This window comes from Alteromonas sp. H02 (assembly GCF_059682525.1).
The window spans coordinates 2,396,697-2,422,320 of sequence record NZ_CM185021.1 but is presented as its reverse complement, the minus strand read 5'-3'; the positions used below and the strand labels follow the sequence as shown (position 1 = coordinate 2,422,320).

General features: G+C 48.8%; 23 protein-coding genes. 13 read left to right on the top strand and 10 right to left on the bottom strand.

The genetic code is table 11. From position 1 onward, the window contains the following. Window positions 1–36: 36 nt before the first annotated feature. The 5 genes from AC566Q_RS11215 (at window position 37) to fldA (ending at window position 3,984) form a co-directional block, all read left to right on the top strand. Window positions 37–1,683 carry an electron transfer flavoprotein-ubiquinone oxidoreductase gene (locus AC566Q_RS11215; protein ID WP_499616701.1) on the top strand — a complete coding sequence of 549 codons (1,647 nt, stop codon included), beginning with the start codon at window positions 37–39 and terminating at the stop codon, window positions 1,681–1,683. An 85-nt stretch (window positions 1,684–1,768) separates the two neighbouring features. Continuing rightward, complete coding sequence (locus AC566Q_RS11210) at window positions 1,769–2,164, top strand: H-NS histone family protein (protein WP_499616697.1); 396 nt, start codon at window positions 1,769–1,771, stop codon at window positions 2,162–2,164. Between the two features lie 38 nt (window positions 2,165–2,202). Beyond that, window positions 2,203–2,988, top strand: a complete 786-nt coding sequence (locus tag AC566Q_RS11205) for an alpha/beta fold hydrolase (protein ID WP_499616694.1) — start codon at window positions 2,203–2,205, stop codon at window positions 2,986–2,988. Window positions 2,989–3,202: 214 nt separating this feature from the next. After that, the gene (locus AC566Q_RS11200; RefSeq protein ID WP_070175106.1) at window positions 3,203–3,427 is read left to right on the top strand and encodes a DUF2788 domain-containing protein; all 225 of its coding nucleotides are present in this window, start codon (window positions 3,203–3,205) and stop codon (window positions 3,425–3,427) included. Window positions 3,428–3,459: 32 nt separating this feature from the next. Continuing rightward, window positions 3,460–3,984, top strand: a complete 525-nt coding sequence (fldA, locus tag AC566Q_RS11195) for a flavodoxin FldA (RefSeq protein ID WP_105933182.1) — start codon at window positions 3,460–3,462, stop codon at window positions 3,982–3,984. 84 nt (window positions 3,985–4,068) lie between these two features. On the opposite strand, the gene AC566Q_RS11190 is transcribed toward fldA, so the two are convergent. Then, complete coding sequence (locus tag AC566Q_RS11190; RefSeq protein ID WP_499616691.1) at window positions 4,069–4,560, bottom strand: energy transducer TonB; 492 nt, start codon at window positions 4,558–4,560, stop codon at window positions 4,069–4,071. 33 nt (window positions 4,561–4,593) lie between these two features. Further along, complete coding sequence (locus AC566Q_RS11185) at window positions 4,594–6,600, bottom strand: methyl-accepting chemotaxis protein (RefSeq protein ID WP_499616688.1); 2,007 nt, start codon at window positions 6,598–6,600, stop codon at window positions 4,594–4,596. A 350-nt stretch (window positions 6,601–6,950) separates the two neighbouring features. Here AC566Q_RS11185 and fur point away from each other — a divergent pair, with 350 nt between their 5' ends. Then, window positions 6,951–7,376: a ferric iron uptake transcriptional regulator gene (gene fur / locus AC566Q_RS11180; protein ID WP_499616685.1), complete on the top strand. Its 426-nt coding sequence runs from the start codon at window positions 6,951–6,953 to the stop codon at window positions 7,374–7,376. A gap of 53 nt (window positions 7,377–7,429) precedes the next feature. Here fur and AC566Q_RS11175 read toward each other — a convergent pair whose 3' ends face one another. From AC566Q_RS11175 to AC566Q_RS11160, 4 genes are read right to left on the bottom strand one after another with little or no spacing between them, the layout of a single operon-like run. Continuing rightward, a complete protein-coding gene (locus tag AC566Q_RS11175; protein WP_499617479.1) occupies window positions 7,430–8,293 on the bottom strand; it encodes a D-amino acid aminotransferase in 864 nt (287 codons plus the stop codon). A gap of 35 nt (window positions 8,294–8,328) precedes the next feature. After that, entirely contained in the window at window positions 8,329–9,261 is a 933-nt protein-coding gene (locus AC566Q_RS11170; RefSeq protein ID WP_499616683.1) for a 5-oxoprolinase subunit C family protein, read from the bottom strand. Continuing rightward, window positions 9,261–9,968, bottom strand: a complete 708-nt coding sequence (pxpB, locus tag AC566Q_RS11165; protein ID WP_499616680.1) for a 5-oxoprolinase subunit PxpB — start codon at window positions 9,966–9,968, stop codon at window positions 9,261–9,263. Before pxpB ends, AC566Q_RS11170 begins: the two co-directional genes overlap by 1 nt. Before the next feature lies 1 nt (window position 9,969). Continuing rightward, the gene (locus AC566Q_RS11160; protein WP_499616678.1) at window positions 9,970–10,737 is read right to left on the bottom strand and encodes a 5-oxoprolinase subunit PxpA; all 768 of its coding nucleotides are present in this window, start codon (window positions 10,735–10,737) and stop codon (window positions 9,970–9,972) included. A 66-nt stretch (window positions 10,738–10,803) separates the two neighbouring features. On the opposite strand from AC566Q_RS11160, the gene AC566Q_RS11155 reads away from it, so the two are divergent. Both AC566Q_RS11155 and AC566Q_RS11150 read left to right on the top strand, forming a co-directional pair. Further along, complete coding sequence (locus tag AC566Q_RS11155) at window positions 10,804–11,637, top strand: CvfB family protein (protein WP_105935783.1); 834 nt, start codon at window positions 10,804–10,806, stop codon at window positions 11,635–11,637. 5 nt (window positions 11,638–11,642) lie between these two features. Next, a complete protein-coding gene (locus AC566Q_RS11150; RefSeq protein WP_499616674.1) occupies window positions 11,643–12,038 on the top strand; it encodes an OsmC family protein in 396 nt (131 codons plus the stop codon). A 47-nt stretch (window positions 12,039–12,085) separates the two neighbouring features. Here AC566Q_RS11150 and AC566Q_RS11145 read toward each other — a convergent pair whose 3' ends face one another. After that, on the bottom strand, window positions 12,086–13,309 hold the full coding sequence (locus AC566Q_RS11145) for an MFS transporter (RefSeq protein ID WP_499616671.1): 1,224 nt from the start codon (window positions 13,307–13,309) through the stop codon (window positions 12,086–12,088). A 344-nt stretch (window positions 13,310–13,653) separates the two neighbouring features. On the opposite strand from AC566Q_RS11145, the gene AC566Q_RS11140 reads away from it, so the two are divergent. Genes AC566Q_RS11140 through AC566Q_RS11130 form a run of 3 tightly spaced genes read left to right on the top strand, consistent with a single transcriptional unit; the run spans window position 13,654 to window position 21,098 of the window. Next, complete coding sequence (locus AC566Q_RS11140) at window positions 13,654–14,736, top strand: efflux RND transporter periplasmic adaptor subunit (RefSeq protein ID WP_499616668.1); 1,083 nt, start codon at window positions 13,654–13,656, stop codon at window positions 14,734–14,736. Window positions 14,737–14,755: 19 nt separating this feature from the next. Beyond that, window positions 14,756–18,040, top strand: coding sequence for an efflux RND transporter permease subunit (locus tag AC566Q_RS11135; protein WP_499616665.1), 3,285 nt, complete (start codon window positions 14,756–14,758; stop codon window positions 18,038–18,040). Further along, complete coding sequence (locus tag AC566Q_RS11130) at window positions 18,033–21,098, top strand: efflux RND transporter permease subunit (protein WP_499616663.1); 3,066 nt, start codon at window positions 18,033–18,035, stop codon at window positions 21,096–21,098. The genes AC566Q_RS11135 and AC566Q_RS11130 overlap by 8 nt, the downstream gene beginning before the upstream one ends. 85 nt (window positions 21,099–21,183) lie before the next feature. On the opposite strand, the gene AC566Q_RS11125 is transcribed toward AC566Q_RS11130, so the two are convergent. From AC566Q_RS11125 to AC566Q_RS11115, 3 genes are all read right to left on the bottom strand, one after another. Then, the gene (locus AC566Q_RS11125; RefSeq protein ID WP_105935789.1) at window positions 21,184–21,513 is read right to left on the bottom strand and encodes a DUF3718 domain-containing protein; all 330 of its coding nucleotides are present in this window, start codon (window positions 21,511–21,513) and stop codon (window positions 21,184–21,186) included. Window positions 21,514–22,134: 621 nt separating this feature from the next. Next, complete coding sequence (locus tag AC566Q_RS11120; protein ID WP_499616660.1) at window positions 22,135–22,929, bottom strand: DUF2189 domain-containing protein; 795 nt, start codon at window positions 22,927–22,929, stop codon at window positions 22,135–22,137. A gap of 182 nt (window positions 22,930–23,111) precedes the next feature. Continuing rightward, on the bottom strand, window positions 23,112–23,591 hold the full coding sequence (locus AC566Q_RS11115) for a hypothetical protein (RefSeq protein WP_499616658.1): 480 nt from the start codon (window positions 23,589–23,591) through the stop codon (window positions 23,112–23,114). A 189-nt stretch (window positions 23,592–23,780) separates the two neighbouring features. Here AC566Q_RS11115 and AC566Q_RS11110 point away from each other — a divergent pair, with 189 nt between their 5' ends. Further along, window positions 23,781–25,007, top strand: a complete 1,227-nt coding sequence (locus AC566Q_RS11110) for a pyridoxal phosphate-dependent aminotransferase (protein ID WP_105935792.1) — start codon at window positions 23,781–23,783, stop codon at window positions 25,005–25,007. Beyond that, window positions 25,007–25,612 carry a 5'-deoxynucleotidase gene (yfbR, locus tag AC566Q_RS11105; protein WP_105935793.1) on the top strand — a complete coding sequence of 202 codons (606 nt, stop codon included), beginning with the start codon at window positions 25,007–25,009 and terminating at the stop codon, window positions 25,610–25,612. The genes AC566Q_RS11110 and yfbR overlap by 1 nt, the downstream gene beginning before the upstream one ends. Window positions 25,613–25,624: the final 12 nt, after the last annotated feature.

Here is a 25,624-nt window from a genome sequence, read left to right as displayed (position 1 = left end):
AACAATAAGTCAAATCAGAATATCAGGAGAAAGGCCGTGGAAAGAGAATCAATGGAGTTTGACGTTGTGATTGTTGGCGCAGGTCCATCGGGCCAAGCCACCGCTATTCGACTGGCCCAGCAGGCTGAGCAGTCGGGCACCGAGTTAACCATCTGTATCGTCGAAAAAGGTTCAGAAGTCGGAGCTCATATTCTATCCGGTGGCGTAATGGAAAGCGCGGCTCTCACCGAGCTCATTCCCGACTGGAAAGAAAAAGGCGCGCCCCTTAATCAACCGGTAACCGAGGATGCCACTTACCTGTTACGCAGCGATAGTGCCAGTATTAAGCTGCCGGATCTGATTACGCCTAAAACCATGCATAACAAAGGCAACTATATTGTCTCACTGGGGAATCTTTGTCGCTGGCTTGCTGAGCAGGCCGAGGGCATGGGCATTGAAATATTCCCCGGTTTTGCTGCAGCGGATGTCCACTACAACGACGATGGCAGCGTAGGCGGCATTATTACCGGCGATATGGGCATCGCTGCTGATGGCTCTGAAAAAGATAGCTACATGCCGGGCATGTTACTTAAAGCAAAATATACTGTTTTTGCCGAGGGGTGCCGTGGTCATCTGGGTAAAACACTGATTGAAAAGTTTGCCCTGGATAAAAGCGCCACAGCTCAACATTATGCCATCGGATTTAAAGAAATCTGGCAGGTCGATCCGGCAGTACATCAGCCGGGCCTGGTTATCCACACCGCTGGCTGGCCACTAACAGAAGCTTCCGGAGGCAGTTATTTATATCATGCCGAAAATAATCAAATTTATGTCGGTTTAATTGTTGATTTAAATTACGACAATCCGTTTTTAAGTCCTTTCGATGAATTTCAACGCATGAAACATCACCCGCTATTTGCTCAATATTTAAACGGTGGAGAGCGAGTAGCTTATGGTGCGAGGGCAATTACTAAGGGCGGATTTAATTCGCTGCCACAAATGGCTTTTCCGGGTGGTTGCCTGGTAGGTTGTAATGCCGGAACATTAAACTTTTCCAAAATTAAAGGCATTCATACTGCAATTAAGTCGGGCAAAATGGCCGCAGAAGTTATCTTTAGTCAAATTAACCAAGCGACCAATGCAGATTTTTGTACAGAATTCAATCAGGCGTATCAGCAAAGTGATTTAAGAAAAGAGCTTTTCAAAGCACGAAACTTTGGCCCGGCTCTGCATAAATTTGGCAATTTACTGGGAGGTGCGTTTAATACGCTGGAACAAAATATTTTTAACGGCAATCTTTTTGTGACATTAAAAGATACTGATGCTGACTTTAAAAAATTAAAATCTGCCGCCCAGTGCCAGCCAATCAACTATGAAAAGCCGGATAATAAACTCAGTTTTGATAAATTATCATCGGTGTATTTAGCCAATACCAGTCACGACGAGGACCAACCCTGTCACCTGCAGTTAAAAGACCCGGAAATACCGGTAAAGGTTAATCTGCCAAGTTACGCGGAACCAGCACAACGCTACTGCCCTGCTGGTGTATACGAGATAGTTGAGGGTGACGACAAGCAACCGCAGTTTCACATTAATGCGGCCAATTGCGTACATTGTAAAACCTGTGACATTAAAGATCCGGCACAAAATATCCGCTGGGTGGTACCCGAAGGCGCCAGTGGTCCTAATTATCCGAATATGTAATTCGTTTATTGTTTTAAATATAATTTTGAAAAAGCACGAGTTTAAATTAGAATTGTCATAGTTTTTAAACACAGGCAGATAATTAATGAGTGAGTTTTTAGAAATTTTAACTCATGGACGACGTTTACAAGGTGCCGTAAAGGATTTATCGGTAGAAGAGTTAACGAGTGTTCAGGAAAAGCTGAATAACATTATCGAAAAAAGAAAAGAGCAGGAAGCTGAATTAATTAAAGCCCAGCAGGAAAAACTTGCTAAGCTTGAAGAAATTAAAAAACAAATGGAAGAAGCTGGCATTGATGTAGCCGATTTACAGGATGTGGCAGAAACCAAGCCAAAACGTAAATCCGGTAAAAAACGTCCGGTTAAATATAAAATTACCGTTGATGGTGGAACTGTCGCCTGGACCGGCGTAGGCAGAATGCCGGTAGTATTTAAAGATGCCCTTGCAAAAGGTCAGTCTTTAGAAGATTTCGCAATTTAATCTTTAATAGCGGGGACCTTCCCCGCTTTTTTATTTACATGTCTATATCACTTAATTTTGAGCAGTATCACTGCGAAAAGCAAAATGCCCCCTGGGTTGTTTTGATTCATGGTTTGTTTGGTAATCTGGATAATTTAGCCGCACTCAGACGCCACCTCACAGACTCCTTTAATGTCATCGCTATCGACTTACCGGACCATGGTGAATCGCCCTGGGTAGACACCTTTACCCTGGCAGACTGCGTTAGCGCGCTGATCCAGGTACTGGATGAACAGCACATTGATAAGTGTCATGTTGTGGGCCATTCGCTGGGTGGCAAAGTGGCCATGCTCACCGCGCTCATCCATCCGGACCGGGTTGATAAACTGGTGCCCATGGATATTGCGCCGGTAACCTACCCGCCTCATCACCAAGCGGTATTTGCCGGACTCAAAAAGGTTGATCTCAGTGCTATAAGCGGACGTAAAGACGCAGACAGTGTGATGCAAACTGAGATTAAAATCCCCGGGGTCAGACAGTTTTTGTTAAAGAGCCTCTATCAGGGTGATGATGGCCAGTGGCAATGGCGTTTCAACGTAGCAGGTCTGGAAAAAGACTACGCCAACGTAGGCGGTTTCTCTGCTCCGGAAAGCGCCCGCTTTGATGGCAGTGTGACATTTATAAAAGGTGGCGAGTCAGACTATATTACCCGGCAACATCAGGCAGTTATCGGTAAGTACTTCCCTAACGCTAAAGCCAAGATTGTTGAAGGTGTTGGTCACTGGTTACATGCCGAGAAACCGCAGGTAGTTAACGGGTTGGTCGAACGGGCGTTAACATCCTGACCATCAATTTTGTAAATGATAAACATTTGCATTTAAAAAGACCGGTTGTGATATACTCCGCGCCAATCAGATTGTAATAGCTGGCAGACTACGGAAGTTGTCATTCTGAGTTGCCGGCACGTTGGCCGCATTGACATAAAAGTCAGTAAGAATGCCTGCGATAGCCACATTACTGTGGTATAGTTTGCGCGCGAAAATACAGTAAAGGTTTTTTATGCTTGCGAAGTATTACGAACAAATAGAATCCATCATGCTCGATTTAGGGCTGGTGATATTGTTTGTTCTGATGATTTTTGCCGTCCATGACGTATTGAAAAAGAACGATGTTCCCATGATTGGCCGGGTTGTCGCCTATGGTGTTCTGGGTCTGGGAGCCATGGGTTTTATTGCAAAAGGGATTATCCAGCTGTTCTGGCAGAGCAGCGGCGTATCCGGATAACCATTTTCAGAGTAAGTAGATAGAGGTTAGATATGGCAAGTGTTGGCCTGTTTTTTGGTAGCGACACTGGCAATACAGAGCATGTTGCCAAGTTAATTCAAAAAGAATTGGGTAAAAACCTGATTGACGTTCACGACATTGCAAAGAGCTCTAAAGAGCAGATTGCAGAGTTTGATTTGCTGATCTTCGGTATTCCTACCTGGTATTACGGCGAAGCCCAGTGTGACTGGGATGATTTCTTCCCTGAGCTGGAGCAAATTGATTTTACCGACAAACTGGTAGCCATCTTTGGTTGTGGTGATCAGGAAGACTACGCAGAGTATTTCCTTGATGCCATGGGCATGGTGCGTGACATCGTCGAAGCCCGCGGTGCTATCCTGGTTGGTCAGTGGTCTACCGACGGTTATGATTTTGAAGCCTCGAAAGGCATGGCCGATGACACCCATTTTGTGGGTCTGGGTATCGACGAAGACCGTCAGCCAGAACTCACCGACGAGCGTGTTCGTGCCTGGTGCCAGCAGTTAAACGAAGAGCTTTGTTTAGCCGAACTGGCTTAAGGTCAGCTGATGATCAAAAAACGCAGGTGTAACCCTGCGTTTTTTTGTACCGGTAAACTGCTATGCGGATTAATGGTATTAGGTTTAACCCCGGCTAACCCTCGTCCCTACCGAAGCAATAATATCACTCCCGGAACACTCGGTTTTACTGGCAAGTTTTTCCAGTTGGCATTGCCCCGAACCATCTTCAAGACAAAACTCAAAACGGGTCTGGGTTTTAACCGGCTTGTCTAAAATGCCAGCTGGCATGGCCGACCACTTCCACTTTTCGACCACCTGTTCGGCTTCTTTGGCAAAGTATCGGCTGCTCGATTCCACTACACGTATGCCTGTTACAGTGTTATCAGGCTTTATCACGTACTCAATGGTAGCGCATCCTGTATTCGCCGCCATGGCTTCTTTCTTTGGATAGCGTGCGGGAAAACGTTCGAGCGCCTGCCACTCAGGCATAGCCAGCACATCGGTGCTTAGTGGGAGTTGGGCATATTCACTTGTGGCGGGAGTGGTAGCGGGCTCAGTGGCGCCGCAGGCCACTATTAAGCCGGCGACAAACACCGTTAAAACTGCATTTTTCATTGTTCTTCCCTGATAACTGTCGTTTAATTTAAACTAAAGTCTAAACTTCGATACCGCCCTTTTCAAGTCAGCAATTTCCACGTCAATTTTCGAGGTAGACGCATTAGCCCGCTCCGTACTATGGGCGCTGAGTTCGGCCAGTTCAACAATACGCTGTAAACTGCCGGCAACATCAGCGAGCAGTGCATCCTGTCGCTCGGTATCGGTAACGATCTCGCGGTTAATCCGGCTCAGCTCCTGAATAATCACCGAAATTGACGCCACCTGTTCTGTAACCTGCTCGGTAGTTTTAGCGCCCTGTTGCGCCTGCTCACGGCCTGTATTGATGGTTTGCACCGCCTGATGGGCATCATTTTGTAAGCTGCCGATCATGGCTTCAATTTCTTCAGTGGAGTTATGCGTACGGTTTGCCAGGGTTCTTACTTCGTCAGCTACCACCGCGAATCCCCTGCCCTGTTCGCCGGCCCGGGCGGCTTCGATAGCGGCATTCAACGCCAGCAAATTGGTCTGCTCGGCAATGGTTTTAATCACATCCAGAATACTGCCGATATTACGGCTGTTTTCGTCAAGGCGATGAACAACCTGCGCTGAAGCTTCAGCCTGACGGGCTTGTTCAAGTACCTGCTGACGGTTACTTTCAGCCAGTGCAGCAATGCTCTGACTCTGCTGTTCCACCTGACTCAGTTTTTCCATGGCAGTCGTGATCTGACTGAGGTTATGATGACTGGTTTCCCGCACATGATCAGTATTGGTAGCAGTGGTCTGTACCTGCTTGCGTTGTTCGCCCACCTGTTGCAGGCTTTCCTCGCCCAGCGCAATGCTCGATTTAGTCACCTCTTCAAGGCGGTGTTCCTGCGACAGGATGTTGCCCACCAGGCTGCGCAGGCTCTCAGTCAGCGCATTGATTTTGGATGCCAGGGCAGCAAATTCATCGCTGCCGTTATCGTCCAGCTTACGGGTGAGATCGCCCTGACTCAGTTGGGTCAGACCGCGATTAATTTTCACCAGCGGGCGGGCGATGCTGCGGGTAGTAATAACAGCCAGAACCACCGCAGCTATTAAACCAATGACAAAGACCGCACCGGTTTTAACTAACGCGCCCATTACGGTGTCCAGGATCTTCTGCTGCGCATTCAGCGTACTGGTATTAATTTGTCCGTACAGTGATTCTATCGAGGACTGCGCAGCATTCAGTGCAGCTCGCGCGGCATTCTGACGCGCGGCACTTTCGCTGGTAAACGCCAGCTTTTGCTTTTGCATCCACACCAGCCCGTTATCGCCGGTAAGTTCAACAATAAACGCCTCATACTGCTCATTAAACATGTCTACCGTGCCCTGGGTATCCACGGTTTCAGCCAGGCGGTTGAGGTAATCCTTATCAACTTCAAGGTTACTGATTTGATAAGCCAAATCTTCTTCAATCACTGCTGTTGCATCAGCCTCGCGGCTGTTAACCAGATCTTCAATGGCCGTATTCATGGTCAGCAGTTTATTGTCGATGTTGTTACCGGTACCAATCACTGTTTCGATGCCCGGATCGTTACTGTCTAGATAGCTCAGGTCGAGCATCAGAGCACTGGCTTCATCGGCAATCATCAGTACCTTTTCAGATTGTTCGGCAATCCGCTCCTCAAAGATAAGCTGTTGTTCCAACGCTTCGTACATGCCAAGGCTTTGCTCAACATACTCCTGACTGGCTTCTATGGCCTGAGTGGCTTGTTTGTCATTGCCCAGCAGTTTAGCCAATTCGTCGAGGCCACGTACAAAGGTTTCAGAGCGAGCGGCAAAGGTCGACTTGCTGTTTTGCAGTTCAGGCAACGAACTCACGTGATAACCATTGGCGGTAATCGTAGCCAGCGTGAGAATTTGTGTATTGACCTCGTTCATCAACGTTTGTACCGGCATTTTTTCTTCGATAACGTCTTCGGCGGAGGTTTGGATGCCGGATAATCCCCAGTAGGAAAGAATACTGGTAATTAACAATAAACAACCAAAGGATGCGAATCCCAGAATGATTTTATTAACGACTGTTAAGGGCATTAGTATTCCTGTTTGCAGCACGGTAAGCTAAGTATAGCAGTGCTGAGGTTAGTGACTTCCGGCGCAACATACCTCTTAATCGGCCTCATTATAAGAAGACTTAAGTTTAAAATTTTGCCGGAACGTCAATTCGATGAGTCAGCATGGTCTGGAAAACCCGCAGCGATGCAAACGTTAAAACCTGCATCATCTCATTCACATTATTTTAAATATAGTCTACACCCTATACGTTTAAGCCTAAAATAGACATTATTTATAGAAATCACCATTATCTATGCCCTGTTAGGCTTTCAAATCTGCTCAAGTTACCTATAATAGCGAGAAATTCGCATCCCAGATTTAGGCACCCAATGGACCAAAATAAAGAATTAAAGAAAGCCGGCCTCAAAGTTACCTTGCCTAGATTAAAAATCCTGCAAATTTTGCAGGAGCCAAAAAATCAACACATCAGCGCAGAAGACGTGTATAAGATTTTGATCGAACAAGGTGAAGAAATCGGTCTGGCTACCGTGTACCGGGTTCTCAATCAGTTTGACGATGCCGGCATTTTAAACCGCCATCATTTTGAAGGCGGAAAATCGGTATTTGAAATCAGTCACAAAGAGCATCATGACCACTTAGTCTGCTTAAAATGTGGCAAGGTTATCGAGTTTGAAGATGATCTGATTGAACAGCGTCAGGAACAAATCGCTAAAGACAACAACATGAAGCTTACGCATCACAGTTTGTATCTTTACGGCGAATGTACCGACGAAAACTGTGACAATCTCGATTAATCTAAAAAAGGAGTCTGACGACTCCTTTTTTATTCGTGTAGCAAACTCATCGCTCACAAAGTAAATTTTTGTTCGCTATAGATTGAGAACACTTTTTGCCAAATTTCACCCACCTTACCGTCGCCTATCTGATTATCGCCAACCTTAACGATTGGCAGGATCTCTTTACCGGAGCTGGTGATCCAGACTTCATCAGCAGACAGCAATTCGCCCACGGTAATGACCTCTTCAGACACCTCAATTCCGGCTATTTTCAGGCACTCCAGAACCAGCATCCGGGTGATCCCTGGAAGCAGTTGGTTATCCAGCGGCGGTGTAAAAGCCTTGCCATCTTTAATAATAAACACATTGCTGCTGCTCGCCTCGGTGATCTCACCCTGGTGGTTATACAGCAGCGTTTCGGCGTTACCCTCTTTAACGCTTTGCTGGAAATGCATTACATTACCCAACAGCGCCGTTGACTTAATATGGCAACGTTCCCAGCGTAAATCTTCTGCCAGTGACACGCTGGCACCCGGGTGTGCATGGCGATCGGCTTTAACCGGCGCCGATAAGGCAAAGGCAAAACCAAATACCGTAGGCGTAACGCCTTCCGGATAAGCGTGATAACGCCGGGTGTCTGCACCACGGCTGATATGCAGATAAACACCGATATTGTCGCCTAAGGTCTCACGGTTATCGTCGATCAGACGCTGGACAAGTGTCTGCCACTCATCCCTGTCGATTTTATAATCAATCTCAATAGCTGCCAGGCCTTTGGCAAAACGGGCCATATGCTGACTGAACCCCACCATTTTACCTGCATAGCTGGGGATCACTTCGTAAATACCATCGCCGAAAAGAAAACCGCGATCCAGCGGCGAAATACGTGCTTGTTCCAACGGCACAAACTCGCCGTTTAAATATGCTATGGTCATGAGAGTCTCGTTGAGAAAACGCCCGGTCCACAGACCTAAAAAGATAGCCAGCGTTGAATAGCGGCCTGCATCAGCAGCCATTTTGCTCTGGCATCGTCGGCGTCGAGTTGATAAAAAGTTATCTTATCACCGGGAATGCCCTGTGCGAAATGATTCAGATCACATCGGGCAATGGTCCCGGCTTTGGGATAACCGCCAAGAGTTTGCCGGTCGGCCATCATCACAATGGGCTGACCGTCGGGCGGAATTTGCATCGCGCCAAGCGCAATGGCTTCTGAATATAAAGCCCTTGAGGGCAGCTCTATGGCAGGCCCGCTTAACCGATAGCCCATGCGATCGACCTGCGGCGTGATGGTGTATTCACTATTGAGTAGTCGCTGCCACTGCAATGGGCTTAGCCAGTCATGCTGATAGCCAGGCACCAAGCCGACCCGCGCGTCAGGCTGATAATCAGGGATCAATTGCGCCGGTAGCGCGTCGGGCAATTTTTGCGCTGATGCTACGCTGGCAACCACCACTTCGTCACCCGCCTTTAAAGGTTTACCATCGTTATGCAAACCGCCCAGCTGTTCACGCTTTACCATACTGGCACTGCCAACCACCCGGGGAAACTCAAAGCCGCCCTGAATCGCCAGATAGTGTTTGCTGCCGATTCTTGCCGGCGCCACAATAAGCTGCTGACCGGCGTTAACCTGTATCGACTGCCAGCTTTGATGCAGCTGATTATCCAGGGTGATCTCAGCGGCCGGCCCGGTAACGCTCACCACTGCCGGAGCGGTAAATTCCACGCCCAGGCCGCCAATAAACTCGATGGCCGTAGCACCCTGTTGTCCGCACAGTAAATTAGCCAGCGAAAACGCATAGGGATCCAGCGGGCCCGACTGACAAAACCCCTGATGTAACTGCCCCTGCCGGCCGGCATCCACCGGATAGGCGGTTAAATCGACGCGAGTAAAACGTACTGCCATCAGGCCGACTCCCCTGCTTTCTGCGCCAAGGCGTGATACTCATCTTCACTGATGGCATAAAACTCAACCTTGTCACCCGCCTGCATCAACGTTGGCTCTGTAGCGCCGGGTTTATACAGATCTACCGGACAAAGGCCAAGTAAATGCCAGCCTCCGGGCGAGACATCCGGATAGACTGCGGTCTGCCGGTCAGCAATCGCTACAGCGCCCTTAGGTACCGCTTTACGTGGGTTTGCCAGACGCGGTGTAGTCAGCTCCGCCGCCAGCTCTCCCAGATAAGCAAAGCCTGGCGCAAACCCCACAGCAAAAACGGTGTAAGCAGACTGCTGATGACGTTCAATAATCTCGGCAGCAGATAATCCAGTAGTATTGCTCACCAGGTCGAGATCATTGGCCTCAGGCGCGCCATACCACACCGGTAGACGGTGTAATGTGGAGGCGGCCTGACTATTGGTATCGGTTATCGGTAGCTGTTTAACAAACTGATAAACGCCGTGGTAATCCACCTCGCTCATTTTAAACACCAGCATTAAACTGTCGTAGGAAGGTACCAACTCAGTTAACCAGTGGGGACGATGCGTCACCAACGCTTGATGCAGCGCGTTAACCGCCTGGTTCTGCGCGGCCAGATCAGCTCCGCTGGTATAGAAAATAACGCCGTCCTCACCTGCGGCCTGCACTGCCCGTATCGTACCGAAAGGTTGCATATCAGGCGTTCGCTCCCGGCCTCACGTGACTCAGCTTACGTTTGGTTAACGCTACCCGCAGCGACTCTGCCATGGCGACTGCACCAGGCGAATCACCATGCACGCAAAGTGTATCCACCGGCATGCTTAACACGCTGTAGTCGCTGGCAATAATAATTCCGTCATCCATTAACCGGGTAGCCTGTTCATACGCCTGCTCCTCGTTGAGCACAGCACCGGACTCCTTACGCGACATCAGGTAGCCTTCAGGAGTGTATTTACGGTCGGCAAACGCCTCAAATAATAACACCAGGCCAAACTCAGCGGCCTCCCGGCTTAATTGCTGATGGTCAGGATGCGCCTGAATCATCAGCGGAACATCCGCAACCGAACAGCTGGCAACTGCCTGCATCACAGTGCGCCGAAGTGCAGGCTTTTGCATCAGATCGTTATACAAAGCGCCATGGGGTTTAATGTACTCCACCTCGCCGCCCTGTGCCCGGGCCATCCCATCTAGCGCAGCAATCTGGTAGTGCAGACAGGCAATCAGTTCATCGTCGGCCATGGCCAGGCTACGGCGGCCAAAACCAGCCAGGTCGGGATAAGCAGGATGGGCTCCAATAGCTACTTTGTGTTCAATGGCCAGGCCAATGGCTTTTTGCAGGGTAAGCGGATCGCCGGCGTGAAAACCACAGGCAATATTGGCCATGTCGATATGAACCATGATTTGTTCATCAACAGGCATTGTCCAGGCGCCATAACTTTCGCCTAAATCGCAATTTAACATCATAAGCGGTTAGTTCTTCGTGACATATCGGTTATCATGTTACTTGTTTTATTTTAAAAGTCAGTCCCCATGCTAAAAATTGGTCAGATTAACCCGCTTAAAGTGGTTGGAGAATTTCCCTTCGGTTATCAGTTGTCTCACGCGGATGATGATCGCAGTATTGTGCTTACCGAAGAGGTAGAACAACCACTGGCAGTCGACAGCGAAGTGCAGGCCATGGTGTATACCGGTGAAAACGGCCAGCTCGCGGCCAGCCTGGCAACCCCAAAAATTCTGGCTGGTGAGGTCAAAGTATTAAAAGCTGTGGGCGTTACCGATTTTGCCGCTTTTTTCGACTGGGGATTGCCGCGCGATTTGATGGTTCCCCGTCAGAACCAGGCAATGCCGGTTAATCAGGGCATGGTTTACCCGGTTTATCTGTATTTTGATGAGCCCACCGGCCGCCTGCTGGGTACCACCAAATTACACCCGTTTTTAAGCGAGAATGGCATCTACTTTAAGGCCGGCCAGGAAGTCGAGCTAATTGTCTGCGGCCAGACCGACTTAGGTTACAAAGTAGTCATCAACCAGACTCACCTGGGGTTAGTATTTGCCAGTGACGCCTTTAAGAAGCTGCGCATTGGCGACGAAACCACCGGGTACATTAAGCAGGTGCGTGAAGACGGCAAAATCGACGTTGCCCTGCAACAGGTTAACGCTACCGGGCGGGATGCACTACAACAGGCAATCCTCGACGATCTGGAAGCCCACGGTGGCTTTTCCACGCTCACCGATAAAAGCCCGCCGGAAGAAATTTACGCCCACTTTAACGTGAGTAAAGCGGCTTACAAACGCGCTTTAGGCGCCTTGTATAAGCAGCAGAAGATTAAACTGGATAAACAAAAAATCACCCTGGTGGAATAATAACAATGAAAGCGACAATCAGTTGGCAACAAGCCCTTACCTTCTCAGGAAAAACCGAAAGCGGTTTCAGCCAGACCCTCGATGGCAATGGTGAAACCCTGTCCCCCATGGAAACAGTATTACTGGCGGTTGGCGCCTGCTCCAGTATCGATGTGGTGGATATTCTTAAAAAACGCCGCCTGACCATTCACGACTGCCAGTGCGAGCTGGAGGCAGACCGTGCCGAAGAACCGCCGCGGGTATTTACTAAAATCCATGCCCATTACATCGTGAGCGGTGACAACTTAAAAGAAAAAGACGTCGACCGCGCAGTGTCACTGTCGGCCGAGAAATATTGCTCGGTGATGCTCATGTTAAAAGGCAATGTGGATATCACCACCAGCTACACAATTGTCGATTAACAATCATTTTTCGGCGGGCAGTTAATCCTGAACAGCCCGCCCATTCATCATACTGCTAAGGGTTGCTCCCGCAGTCGGGGGACTGGCCGCTCATCAATAAACACATGTACCAGCGCAGTAACCAGTGCAATCGAACAGGCACTCCACCACACCACATCGTAAGAACCGGTAAGGTCGAACAAATAGCCGCCCAGCCAGACACCGCTGAATGATCCCAGCTGGTGACTTAGAAAAACAATACCGTACAACAGCCCCATGTAAGGCAGGCCAAATAATTGTGCCACCAGCCCGGACGTTGGCGGTACAGTGGCTAACCACAGCAATCCGGTAACAATAGAAAACAGGTACACCGACATTTCACTCATTTCAAACAGCATAAAAGCGGCTATCGCAATCGCCCGCAACGCGTAGATAATGGTCAGCAGGTTTTTCTTGGAGTATTTGCCCGACCAGGAGCCGGATAGCAGACAACCAAAGATATTGAACAATCCAATCAGCGATAAACTCACTACCGCGGTGTTGGCAGAAAACCCTCGGTCACTTAAAAAAGCCGGCATGTGCACGGTAATAAATGCCAGTTGAAAACCACAGACAAAAAAGCCCACTACAATCAGCCAGTAATGCCAGTAACCACAAGCCTCTTTCAGTGCCTCGCGCATGGTTTGTGCGGTACTGTCTTTATTAACCGCCAGTTGCGCCCCGCCCGATTGGCGGAACGTAGCAGCCAGCACCGCCATTAACAATGAACATCCGGCCAGCAATAACAGCGCGTTCACCCAGCCAAACCCGAGAATAAATTCCTGGGCAACCGGCACGACCAGAAGCTGCCCGGCAGACCCTGCGGCACTGCCAAGCCCCAGCGCAAAAGCGCGCTTTTCCACCGACACCATGCGCGCCATAGCGGGTAACACCACGCCAAAACCGGTGGCGGCAATCCCCATTCCCATCAGCAATCCTGCGCCGGCATTCAAACCGGCAACCGAATCTGTTGTGGCGGTTATGGCTAACCCCGCCGCATATAAAAAGGCGCCAACCACTACGGTTCTGGCCGTACCGTATTTATCGGCAATAGCGCCGGCGACAGGTTGTGATAATCCCCACCACAGATTTTGCAACGCCAACGCAAAAGCAAATACTTCGCGGCCATAACCAAACTCGGCCGACACCGGCTCCATAAAGAAGCCCATGGACGATCGAATACCAAAGTTTAGAGCCAGAAGGATACAAATAAAGGCAATGGAAAAGCTGACTAATTTAACCGGTGCTGACATGAAGAAATCCGAAAATGGTGAAATAAAATTTGAAGTGAATCCCAGGCCAGTAATTGTTACAGCCCCAACCACAATTGTCGCCTATTGATTGTATTTTTCTGCTCTTGGGGGCCTGAATGACAGAAAAAGTGTTTCCACGCTCGCTAAAATAGTCAAAATCCTCAACATATAACCAATTCACTCAACAGTTAGCCATTACCGCCACACCAAATTGATACAATTGCTTACACAAAGATACAACTGCTCGCTAATTTATTGTTTTGTAGGGATTTATACTTTACTTAACAATTTGGCACAGCGAATGCTGTCAGGCGTATATAACAATATACTTTCAAGGTAACACGATGGAACACGTAAAGACCCACCGCAACATCAGCTCATTACTTATTGCCGGCCTGCTGGCCAGTAGCGTGACCTTAACCGGTTGTATCGACGCCGAGGCCACTGATACAAAAGCAGAACAAAAAGATGAAGTGGTTGTCAGCATTCCCGTAGAAGCCACACCTGTAACCATGGGTGATATCTCATCGAGCTATCAGACCACCGCCATTTTAGAAGCCAAAGAAGAAGCGTTTGTAGTCGCCCGGGCGTCTGGTATTGTTGAGCACATTTTCGTCGAAGAAGGCGATTATGTAGAAAAGGGTCAGGTACTTGCCCAGCTCGATAAAAAACGTTACGAGTTAAACCTGAGTAAAGCCCGTGCCGATCTCACCGGCATCGAAAAAGAATTAAGCAAAATTAAGAAAGTGTATTCCAGCAAACTGGTGAGCGACGATACCTTTGATAAGCTCACCGCCCAGTACGAAGCAGCCAAAGCCGTGCTGGCACTAGCCGAACTGGATCTGAAGGAAACCACCATCACCGCTCCCATCAGCGGTTACATTGCCGAGCGTAATGCCAAGGTGGGTAACCTTACTGAGTCTTTTCAGCGCGAAAGAATGTTCCATATTGTTCAGCAAAAAGCCTTACAGGGCATTGTTTATCTGCCAGAAAGCGAAATGGCCTCCATTTCGGCAAAACAAAATGCCAGCCTGAAAATTGCAGCACTGGGTAATGCCACGGTGAGCGGCTACGTTGAGCGGATCAGCCCGGTAGTTGATGCAACCACTGGTACCTTTAAAGTTACCCTCACCGTTCCTAATACTAACGGCCGCCTGAAAGCCGGCATGTTTTCTGAAGTCTCGATAGATTACGATACTCACGCCAATGCGACCTTATTACCCCGTAAAGCGCTGTTAACCATTGACGATCAAACCAGTGTGTTTGTGGTGGAAGAAGGCGTAGCGAAAAAGCTAGATGTAACCACCGGCTTCGAAAACGGTGAATTTATCGAAATTACCAACGGCCTTACAGGTTCAGAAACCGTTGTTACCGTCGGGCATCACAATCTGAAAGATGCGTCACCAGTTGAAATTGTAAACAGCTGATAGCCGCCAGGAGATTGTTATGCAACTTGTTGATATTGCGGTAAAGCGCCCTGTCGCGATTGCCATGTTCACGCTCGCCGTGCTGTTATTTGGTATGGTCTCTTTAGGCCGGTTATCGGTAAACCTGCTACCCGAACTGGCCTACCCGACTCTGACAATTCGCACCGACTACACCGGTGCGGCGCCTGCTGAGGTAGAACAGCTGGTATCCAAACCCATCGAAGAAACCATTGGCACCGTTAAAGGCGTGCGCACCGTTAAATCTATATCACGGCCGGGCCAGTCAGACGTCGTGCTGGAATTCGCCTGGGGCACTGCCATGGATTTCGCCAGCCTGGAAGTGCGGGAAAAACTGGATATCCTGCAACTGCCACTGGATGTAGATAAACCCCGTTTATTGCGCTTTAACCCCAGCCTCGATCCTATTTTACGCTATGGCCTGAGCTTCAATACGCCGGATCCGTCCGTTGAAGCCATGAAGTCGTTACGCATTTACGCTGATGAGCAAATTAAACGCCAGCTGGAATCTATTGAAGGGGTTGCTTCGGTAAAAATTGGCGGAGCACTGGAAAACGAAATTCAGGTCCTGGTGGATCAGCGCCGGGTCAGCCAGTTAAATATCAGTATCAACACCATCATTACCCGCCTTAAAGAGGAAAACCTCAATACCGCAGGCGGACGTATAGATAATGGCAATCAGGCGTTTCTGGTACGTACCCTGAACCAGTTTACCGGCCTCAATGAAATTGGTGAGCTGTATATTGCCAACCGTAACGGCAAGTCTATTCGTCTGCGCGATGTGGCCGCCATCCAGAATACCTATAAGGAACGGGACGCCATTAGTCGGTTTAACGGCAAGGAAGGCGCGGAGATTGCCATTTACAAAGAAGGTGATGCCAATTCCGTAGATGTAGCACGTCAGGTAGGCATTGCCCTTGAGCGGATCCAAAACCAGCTGCCCTCTGATTATGCGCTGGATAAAGTGTACGATCAGAGTGAGTTCATTAAACAGGCCATCGAAGATGTAAAATCGTCTGCCATTATCGGCGGCATTCTGGCCATGATCATTCTTTACCTGTTCCTTAAGGATTTCTGGCCAACGCTGATCATCTCAGTATCGATCCCGCTATCGGTTATCGCTACATTTAACCTGATGTACGGTAACGATATCAGCCTTAACATTATGAGCCTCGGTGGTATTGCTCTGGCGGTAGGTTTGTTAGTGGATAACAGTATCGTGGTACTGGAAAATATCGACAAACACAAACAGCGCGGCAAGGGCCTGATCAGCGCTGCGACGGCGGCGACCGAAGGCACCAAGGAAGTCTCCAGTGCAATATTAGCCTCCACGCTCACTACCCTGGCAGTATTTGTACCGCTTATTTTTGTCGAAGGCATTGCCGGTCAGTTATTCAGCGACCAGGCCATGACCGTTTCGTTTGCCTTAATTGCCTCACTGATTGTGGCTCTGACGGTGATCCCGGCACTGGCCGCCAAAGCCCACCGTGAAGACAGTTTCACTGAGCAGGATGCGCTGGAACCCACACCTGCTGGCCGCCCTGAAGGCTGGCGCAAGATCGTGTTTTACATTACCTGGCCGCTACGCATGCTGGTTAAGCTGGTATTAGGGATCATTCCCATGCTGGTTACGACCCTGCTTATTACAGTGTGGCGCGCTATCAGCACCGCTCTGTCGTTTATTTTTAAGCCACTTACCGGCTTATTTGGCCTGGCCTTTAACGGTATAGAAAAACTGTACAATGTCAGCCTGAAAGCTGCCCTGCGCACTCGCTGGTTAGTGCTGGGTGTGGCTGTTGCCGTTACCGCGTCGGCGTTTATGCTCATCCCTCGCTTGGGCATGGAGCTTATTCCACGCATGTCACAGGGTGAATTTTTCATTGAAGTCACCCTGCCGGCAGGCTCCCGTGTCGAGCAAACCGACGACTTACTGACCCGTTTGGCGCTCTACACCGAATCCTTGCCTGATGTTAACCGCACCTATTCATTGGCCGGTACCGGCAGTCTTATAAGTGCTGCGCCATCACAAGGAGGCGATCACTGGGGCAAGCTCAACGTAGTGCTGGATAAACAGGCCAGCGATGCCGATGAAGCACGGGTTAAAGAGTCATTACGTGAATACCTGGCTAAACAGGCCGGTGTGCAGAGCAAGTTTGGTTATCCTGAATTGTTTACCTTTGCTGCACCGATACAGATTGAACTGCAAGGTTATGATTTAGCGCTGCTCCAGCGCAGTGCCGACTCGTTGAAGCAGGCACTGGAAGGCAGCAGCCGTTTTGCCGATGTAACCAGCAGTCTGCGGGTCGGTAACCCTGAACTCAAAATTAACTTCAATCACGCGGCCCTTGCCCGCCTGGAGTTGGATGCGTCTACTGCCGCCAAGCTGGTAGCCGCACAAATTGGCGGCGAAGTAGCAACCCAGTACAGTATGCGCGACCGTAAGGTGGACATTCTGGTGCGCACTGCCGATACACAACGCGACCAGATTGACGATATCAGCCAAATCATCATTAATCCGGGTGCAGAACAGCCGGTGCCCTTACATGCTGTGGCTGAAGTCTTTGTCAGTAACGGTCCCAGTGAGATCACCCGGGTAGGCCAGCAACGTGTAGCATTGCTGGAAGCCAATCTGCGCTATGGTGATCTGGCTCAGGGCGTGGCTGAGGCAGAACAAATTATCCGTGAAATTGCCCTGCCGCCGCAGTTGCGGGCAACCATTGCCGGTCAGAGCGAAGACATGCAGCAAAGTTTCGACTCGCTGATGCTGGCACTGGCTCTGGCTATCTTTATGGTGTACCTGGTAATGGCTTCACAGTTTGAATCACTGGGTCACCCGCTACTGATTTTGTTTGCCATTCCTATGGCCGTAGCCGGCGCTATTTATGGCCTGTTGCTCACCAACACCAACGTTAGTGTGGTGGTGTTTATCGGATTAATAATGCTCTGCGGTATCGTGGTTAATAACGCCATTGTACTGATTGATCGCATCAATCAGTTACGTGAACAGGGTCTGGATAAACATAGGGCCATCATCGATGCCGCTAACAGCCGCTTACGCCCCATTATCATGACCACGCTGACCACTATTCTTGGTCTGCTGCCCATGGCCATTGGCTTTGGTGAAGGTGCCGAGGTGCGCACGCCTATGGCCATCACTGTGATCTTTGGTTTACTGTTCTCTACCTTGCTGACCCTTATTCTGTTACCGGTGATTTATTCACTGTTTGACCGCAAACAGTTTGCCGTAACGGCGAACGACACAGCCGGAGGCAAAGTTTATGGATAAGTTTGCTCAGGCTGGTGCCGCCCTGACCAGTTTTGCCCTGCGCAAACCGGTCACTGTCTGTATGTGTTTCCTGTCGATGCTGATTTTCGGCATCGCTGCAGGACGCTTGTTACCGCTGGAGAAATTTCCCGGCATTGATATTCCGCAAATGGTAGTACAGGTGCCCTATCGTGACGCCACTCCGGCTGAAATAGAGCGCATGATCACCCGTCCGGTGGAAGAAGCGATTGCCACCATGTCTGGCATCAAACGACTGCGGGCAACCTCATTTGAAAACCGCGCTGAAGTGTTTGTGGAATTTGACTGGGACGCCAACATTAAAGCCAAAAGTATCGAGGCCCGGGAAAAAATCGATGCCATTCGCGACGAACTGCCTGATGATGTTGAGCGCGTGATGGTGTTTAAATTTAATACCAACGACATGCCGATTTTCCAGCTGCGGGTCTCCAGTGAGCGCGATCTGTCGAACGCCTACGATCTGCTCGACCGCAATTTAAAAGGCGAAATCGAACGGGTTCAGGGTGTCTCCCGGGTTGAACTGTACGGTGTTGAGAAAAAACAAATCAGTATTCGCCTTATCCCGGAACGCATTACTTCACTGCATATCGATACCAACGAACTGGGCAGACGATTGCGGGAAGCCAACTTCTCGATGACGGCCGGGCACTTTTTTGCCAACGACCAGAAGTTTATTGTTAATCCCCAGGGCCAGTTCTCTGATATGCGCGATATCCAGCAGCTCTATGTTGCACCGGGGATCATGCTTAAAGATATTGCCACGGTGGATTATGAAACACCTGAGCGTAACAATGGCCGCCACCTCGACCGCGCCTATGCGGTGGGTCTGAATATCTTCCGTGAATCAGGCAGTAACCTGGTAGAAGTCAGTGAACAGGTAATGGCGGTGGTTGAAAAAACCAAACAGGATCCGGCTTTTAACGGCATTAACCTGTACGTAATGGATGACGTGGCCGAAAGTGTCACCTCATCGTTATCAAATCTGGTGGAAGCGGGTTTATTTGGCGCACTGCTCTCTGTTGTGGTGTTGTATTTATTCCTGCGGCAACTCACAACCACCCTGTTGGTTGTGCTGTCTGTGCCGTTTTCTATCTGCATTACCCTGGGCGTCATGTATTTGCTGGGGTACTCGCTGAATATCCTGTCGCTGATGGGCCTGATGCTGGCGGTAGGTATGCTGGTAGACAATGCGGTAGTAATCACTGAAAGCATTTTTCAGCAGCGGGCCACTCATGCCGATGCGAAACAGGCTACCAAATTAGGCGTTGGTAAGGTGAGTCTGGCTGTCATCGCCGGTACCACTACAACGGCTATCGTCTTTTTACCCAATATTGTGGGCGTTAAAATTGATGTCACCGTGTTTCTGGAGCACGTGGCAATTGCCATTTGTATCTCGCTGTTTGCCTCACTGCTGATTGCACAAACGCTGATCCCCCTGCTGGCCTCAAAGGTTAAGCCGCCTGCCGCTCACCATGCAAAGCCTGCAGGGTATATTAAGCGTTATCGCAAAATCTTAAGCTGGGCCATGCATAATCAGGGCAAAACCTCGGTCATTGCGTTAGCTATTCTGGCCAGTACGGCCATTCCTCTGGGCGTTATTTCCAACGATGACGAAGGGAATGATAACCGCTCCCGAGTCTGGCTGAACTATCACATCAGCCAGAATTACACTCTGGAAGAAGTAGAGAAAACCGTTGATAAAATGGAAGCTTATCTCTACGACAATCAGGAAAAGTTCTACATAAAACAGGTGTATACCTATTACGAAGCTGGGCAGGCAACATCTGGTATCACCCTGCAGGATGATTTACCGGTACCGGTAAGCGAAATTAAACGCCTGATACTTGAGAATATGCCGAAGTTTGTCCGGGCCAAACCGTCTTTCCGCTGGAACGAAGGCAATGGCGGTGGGGTCAGACTCACCCTGCTTGGCGAATCTTCTGATCAGCTCAGAGTGATCGCCAACCGTGTGGTAGAAGTGCTGGACAACGTTGATGGCTTAACTGATGTGCGCGCCGACGTTGGTAGCGAACGCCAGGAACTGCAGATCCGTATCGACCGCGACAAAGCTTATCAGCTGGGCCTCACCACTCAGCAGGTGTCAGGTCTGGTAGCGACTGCCCTGCGCGGTAATAACCTGCGCACCTTCCGCTACGGTGAAGCCGGCGAGGTCAATGTCAAACTCATGTATGGTAAATCGGTGCAAGAATCACTTAATGCACTGCAAAACCTTAATTTAACCAACAATTCGGGCCGTAATATCACCCTGGACATGGTGGCCGACATTTCGGTTATGCCGCAACTGGCGCAAATAAATCGCTATTATCGTCAAACCGCCCTGTCAGTGGGTGCCAATCTGGAAGAAGGCACCACTATGGAACAGGCCCGCGAACGAATTGAGGCCGCCATGCAGTACATGAGCCTGCCCTCTGGCTATAGCTGGACGCTGGACGGCGGCTTCCGTCGTCAGGACGAAGCCTTTGCGGTAATGCAAATGAATATGTTGCTGGCTGTGTGCATGATCTACATTGTTATGGCAGCGCTGTTTGAATCCTTGCTGCTACCAACCGCCGTTATTACGTCACTGCTGTTTAGTATTACTGGCGTATTCTGGGCCTTTATGATCACGGGCACTTCTATGTCGGTAATGGGCATGATAGGCATGCTGATCCTGATGGGAATAGTGGTAAACAACGGTATTGTGCTGGTAGATAGAATTAACCAGTTGATTGGCGAAGGCGAAGCCTTAATTACCGCTATAGTAGATGGATGCAGCTCGCGGATCCGGCCAATTCTGATGACGGTTTCCACCACGGTACTGGGTCTGGTACCTCTGGCAATGGGCAGCACCCGTATTGGTGGCGACGGCCCGGCCTACTCGCCCATGGCAATAGCCATTATTGGCGGCTTAGTGTTCTCCACACTAACCAGTCTGTTTCTGGTTCCATTGGCTTATGTACTGTTACTGAAGTTACGTTATCGGGTGAGCAAAATGATTTTCCGCTCGAAAGTACAGGTGAGTCGCTGGATTAGGGCTTAAGGATAAAGCGCCTGAGAAGGAAGGAGTTAAACGGGAACTCGGTTTTTTGACCACTGCGGTTCCCGTTTACTGATTCCCGGCACTATTAGCTGCGTGCAGTCAGGAATTGATAGACGTTTGATGCGTCACGAGACTGAGAAAACTCAACCAGAGATACACCATTACAGGTTACACCGTCTTTTGCACTAACTACTTTCAGTACTTCACGCTGGCTTGCACCAATCAGACCGATGTTACGTGATACAGAAGAACGCAGCAGGCGAACGTCATCTTTTACTACCGCTTTACAAAAACCAGCGAACTCAGTATCACCTGTAAAACGAACACCTTCAGCAGTTACGTCAGCAGAAGCAGTTGATACACCCATTACTGCTAATACTGCAGCAGCGATTGTTGATTTGATTACTTTAGTCATTTAAATTTCCTCTCATATTATCTTGGTATCCACCGGAAGCTGTAGAGCGAAATTGCTGTTTATCAGTTCTGGTGTCAGCCCAACGATTTGCGCTGAGCGTTTCTCGTTGGTGCACTATATTTATGCCCCATCTGAAAGAAAATTACTGTTTTATTATTGTATAGGTATGGTGAAAATAGCGTAAATTATAATGTTAATGGCCAATTAACAACTTATACAATTGTTTTTATTAGTTATTTTTCAAATAAATATTACCATTCAGAATATCTATTAAACTTTAGATATAAAAAAGTTCTAAAAAACACCATCAATTCTGAAAGTTTTTCAGCTTGATCCAGCCGGTTATTCACAAATTTATACAACTTAAGTTGATAAAACGGCTCTCAGAGCTCACTTAACCTGTAATTTAATTACAGAAATAATGTAAAAACGATGAAAATCTGACTATTTTGAAAGTCAGACAGAGGGACAATCGTCATCAGAAAGAAGATTTATCAACGCCCGCGATGACTTTAATTAGCGATAAATTGGTTGCGGGTTAAGGTTAGCAGCAGAAAAAACGGGTAGCCAGACTATATGCCCGACTACCCGTAGGTTATGAAGGAGAGGTCGAGAACCGGATTAAACGTAATCACGTTCCCGTTTGGTTTCGATGGCATCAATGTAACCGTGCCAGGAGGCATAGCCAAGTAATGGCATTAATACAATGAATCCGATAAACCCGGTAACAAAGCCAATGGCAACGATGGAGAAAATGATACCAGCCCAGATAAACATCGGTACCTTATTCACCCAAACCGCGTTGATACTGGTCATCACCGCCGTGGCTAAATCAACTTTCCGCTCCAGCAGAATGGGCTGAGTAAATGCGGTAACAAAAAACATACCGATACAGAACACTGCGCCTACGCCGGTTCCAAGAATAAGGAAAGGTATTAAGCTTTCCAGACTCTCAATCTGATGCTGCGGATACAGTGCATGGATCAGGGAGGCAACACGCAACCAGAAGATCATAAGGATCATCAGCAAAATACCAAATCCCCACTCATTCACCGCATTACGGCGCATGGCACGTAGTGAATGCGATAAAGTGGGCTTATGGCCCTTCTCATGTTCCCAGCTTATATCGTACAAGCCCGCGGCCAGAAACGGACCAATCAGCATAAAGCACACTATCGAGGGCAAAATAATCAGGTGCCAGCCGGTCATCGCCACTAAAAAGGAGATTAACCAGGGAATGACGGCGAATAATAAACCATAGAAAACGGACAATAACGGGGTTTTTAATAAATCCTGAAAGCCCAGAGACAACCATTTAATGGGGTCGCCAACATCGAGCTCTTTGCAGGGAATGACCCTGGCGATACCGCTGTCGGTGATAGCGTTCTGGGGTGTTTCTTTAAAGTGTTGTGACATAAATTCACTTCCCTCAGTGGTTACTGTTAAGCGCAAAACAGGGAAACATTCACTTATCCACGATATTTACCGATCTTCTGAGCGAACCGGTGCTAATTACTTCAGAATCTTCCCCACCGTTATATATACGATAGATCCAATTACTAAAGTTCACAATTTATTAACAATAAAAATATTAAATATTAATATGTGCGAGGGATACTGACCGGTTGCCAGTAAAGGCGACGGTGAAAGTAGCGATTCACCGCCACATTAAAATCGTAAAAACTACATACTGCGCTTTTGTGCCCGGTGGCCACATCAAAAGTGAAACGATGACAATTATTGCCCCAGGGATGGTATTCAATATAAGTAAAGATGCGCGATACGGCTCGCTCGGCGGCGCCGGCGGCTACCAGCGGATGCAAATCTTTATCGCACAGCATATAAATATTCTCGCCACTGCGATCGTTTAAAAAGCGTTGAGGCGACACAGCTTTCACCAGACCACTGCCATGCAGTTCAATAATGTGCCCATCAACCCAAATGCCCGTGTGTTCGAAAACGCCATAAATACCACAGCAAACCATGGCACCATCAATGGGTTTTACCGACACCCTGCTCTCGCCCGGGTAATGTTCTACCCCGGCGCTGTGATCTACAACTACATCTGAATGGCGCATGCGGACACCCTGCAAAAGCAAACTTATTCTCTAAAAACACTATTTTGAGTTATAGCCCTTCCTTTTTACTGTCTCAAGTCGGTTTTTGTAACAGTTTATGCAATATATTTGCGCTAAAGCGCAAAATTTGCTTAACAGCGTATAGCCCGATGCGATACCCTGAAAGCCCCGTAACTTAAGTAGTTTAAGATGAAACCGGTACACAGTTCGCACAAGTTAGATAACGTATGTTATGACATTCGCGGTCCGATCGCCGCGCAGGCTCGCAAGATGGAAGATGAAGGCCATCGTATTCTCAAACTGAATATTGGCAACCCTGCCCCGTTTGGATTTGATGCCCCCGACGATATCCTTAAGGACGTCATTCATAACCTGCCAACCTCACAAGGCTATTCTGACTCTACCGGTATTTACGCGGCCCGTGTTGCAGTAATGCAGTACTACCAGCAAATGAACATTCGCAACATCCAGGTTGATGATGTGTTTATTGGTAATGGCGTGAGTGAAATGATCATGATTGCCATGCAGGCGCTGCTTAATATGGGCGACGAAGTATTGTTACCCAGCCCGGATTACCCGCTATGGACGGCTGCGGTAAGCTTATCTTCCGGTACCCCGGTGCATTACCGCTGTGACGAACAGGCTGGCTGGTTTCCCGATATTGATGACATCAAAAGTAAGATCACCAAGAAAACCAAAGCCATCGTACTGATCAACCCGAATAACCCCACCGGGGCCGTGTACAGCAAAGAATTACTGCAACAAATTGTTGATTTAGCCCGCGAGCATGAGCTGGTGGTGTATTCCGACGAAATCTACGACAAGATTCTGTATAACGATGCCAAGCACACGTGCATAGCCTCACTGGCCGATGACGTGTTTTTTGTGACGTTTAGCGGTTTATCCAAAAACTACCGCGTGGCGGGCTTCCGTGCCGGCTGGCTGGTGGTATCCGGTAATAAACGCCTGGCTAAACACTATATTGAAGGGCTGAATATTCTGTCATCCATGCGGATGTGCGCCAACGTGCCCTGCCAGAGCGCTATACAAACAGCGCTTGGCGGCTATCAGAGCATCAACGATTTAGTCAAACCCGGCGGCCGACTGCAATTACAGCGGGATTTGGCGGCCCGTCGTCTGAATGACATCGACGGCATCACCTGTGTGCCGCCGAATGGCGCCATGTACTGTTTTGCTAAGGTCGATGCTGAGAAGTTTAATATCGCCAACGACGAACAAATGATCCTCGACCTGCTCAGCAGCGAAAAAATCCTGCTGGTTCACGGCCGTGCCTTCAACTTAAACGAAGGCATTTATTTCCGTCTGGTATTTTTACCGCACAGCGATATTTTAGGCCCGGCCATGGATCGCATTGAAAACTTCTTTAATGGCTACCGCCAGAAAGGTAAAAAGTAATGGCTGAAAACAGCCATTTCTTTGCCCACCTGGCCAGGATGAAACTGATTCACCGCTGGCCGCTGATGCATAATGTGCGTATTGAAAATGTTCAGGAGCACAGCCTGCAGGTGGCTATGGTTGCCCATGCCCTGGCGCTTATTCGTAATCGCTTTTTTGATGGTCAGCTCAATCCCGACCGGATTGCCACCCTGGCGATGTTCCATGATGTGTCTGAAGTGCTTACCGGCGATCTGCCTACGCCGGTTAAGTACTACAACCCGGCCATCAAGGAAGAGTATAAAAAGATTGAGAAAATCGCCGAGCAGAAGCTTATCGATATGGCCCCTGAGCCCTTTCGCGAAGATTACGCCGAATTAATCAGCGGTGACAAACACGGCGAAGACGAAGCCTTTATTGTAAAAGCCGCCGACGTTATTTGTGCCTACCTGAAAACGCTTGAGGAGCTCAGCGCCGGTAACCGTGAGTTCACGCTTGCCAAAAAGCGCCTTGATAAAATGCTCAAAGACTACCATTCAGACGAAGTGGATTATTTTTTAAAACAGTACGTGCCCAGCTTCTCTCTGAGTCTGGATGAAATCACTCAGGAAGATCACGGCGAGTAATAAAGGAGTCAG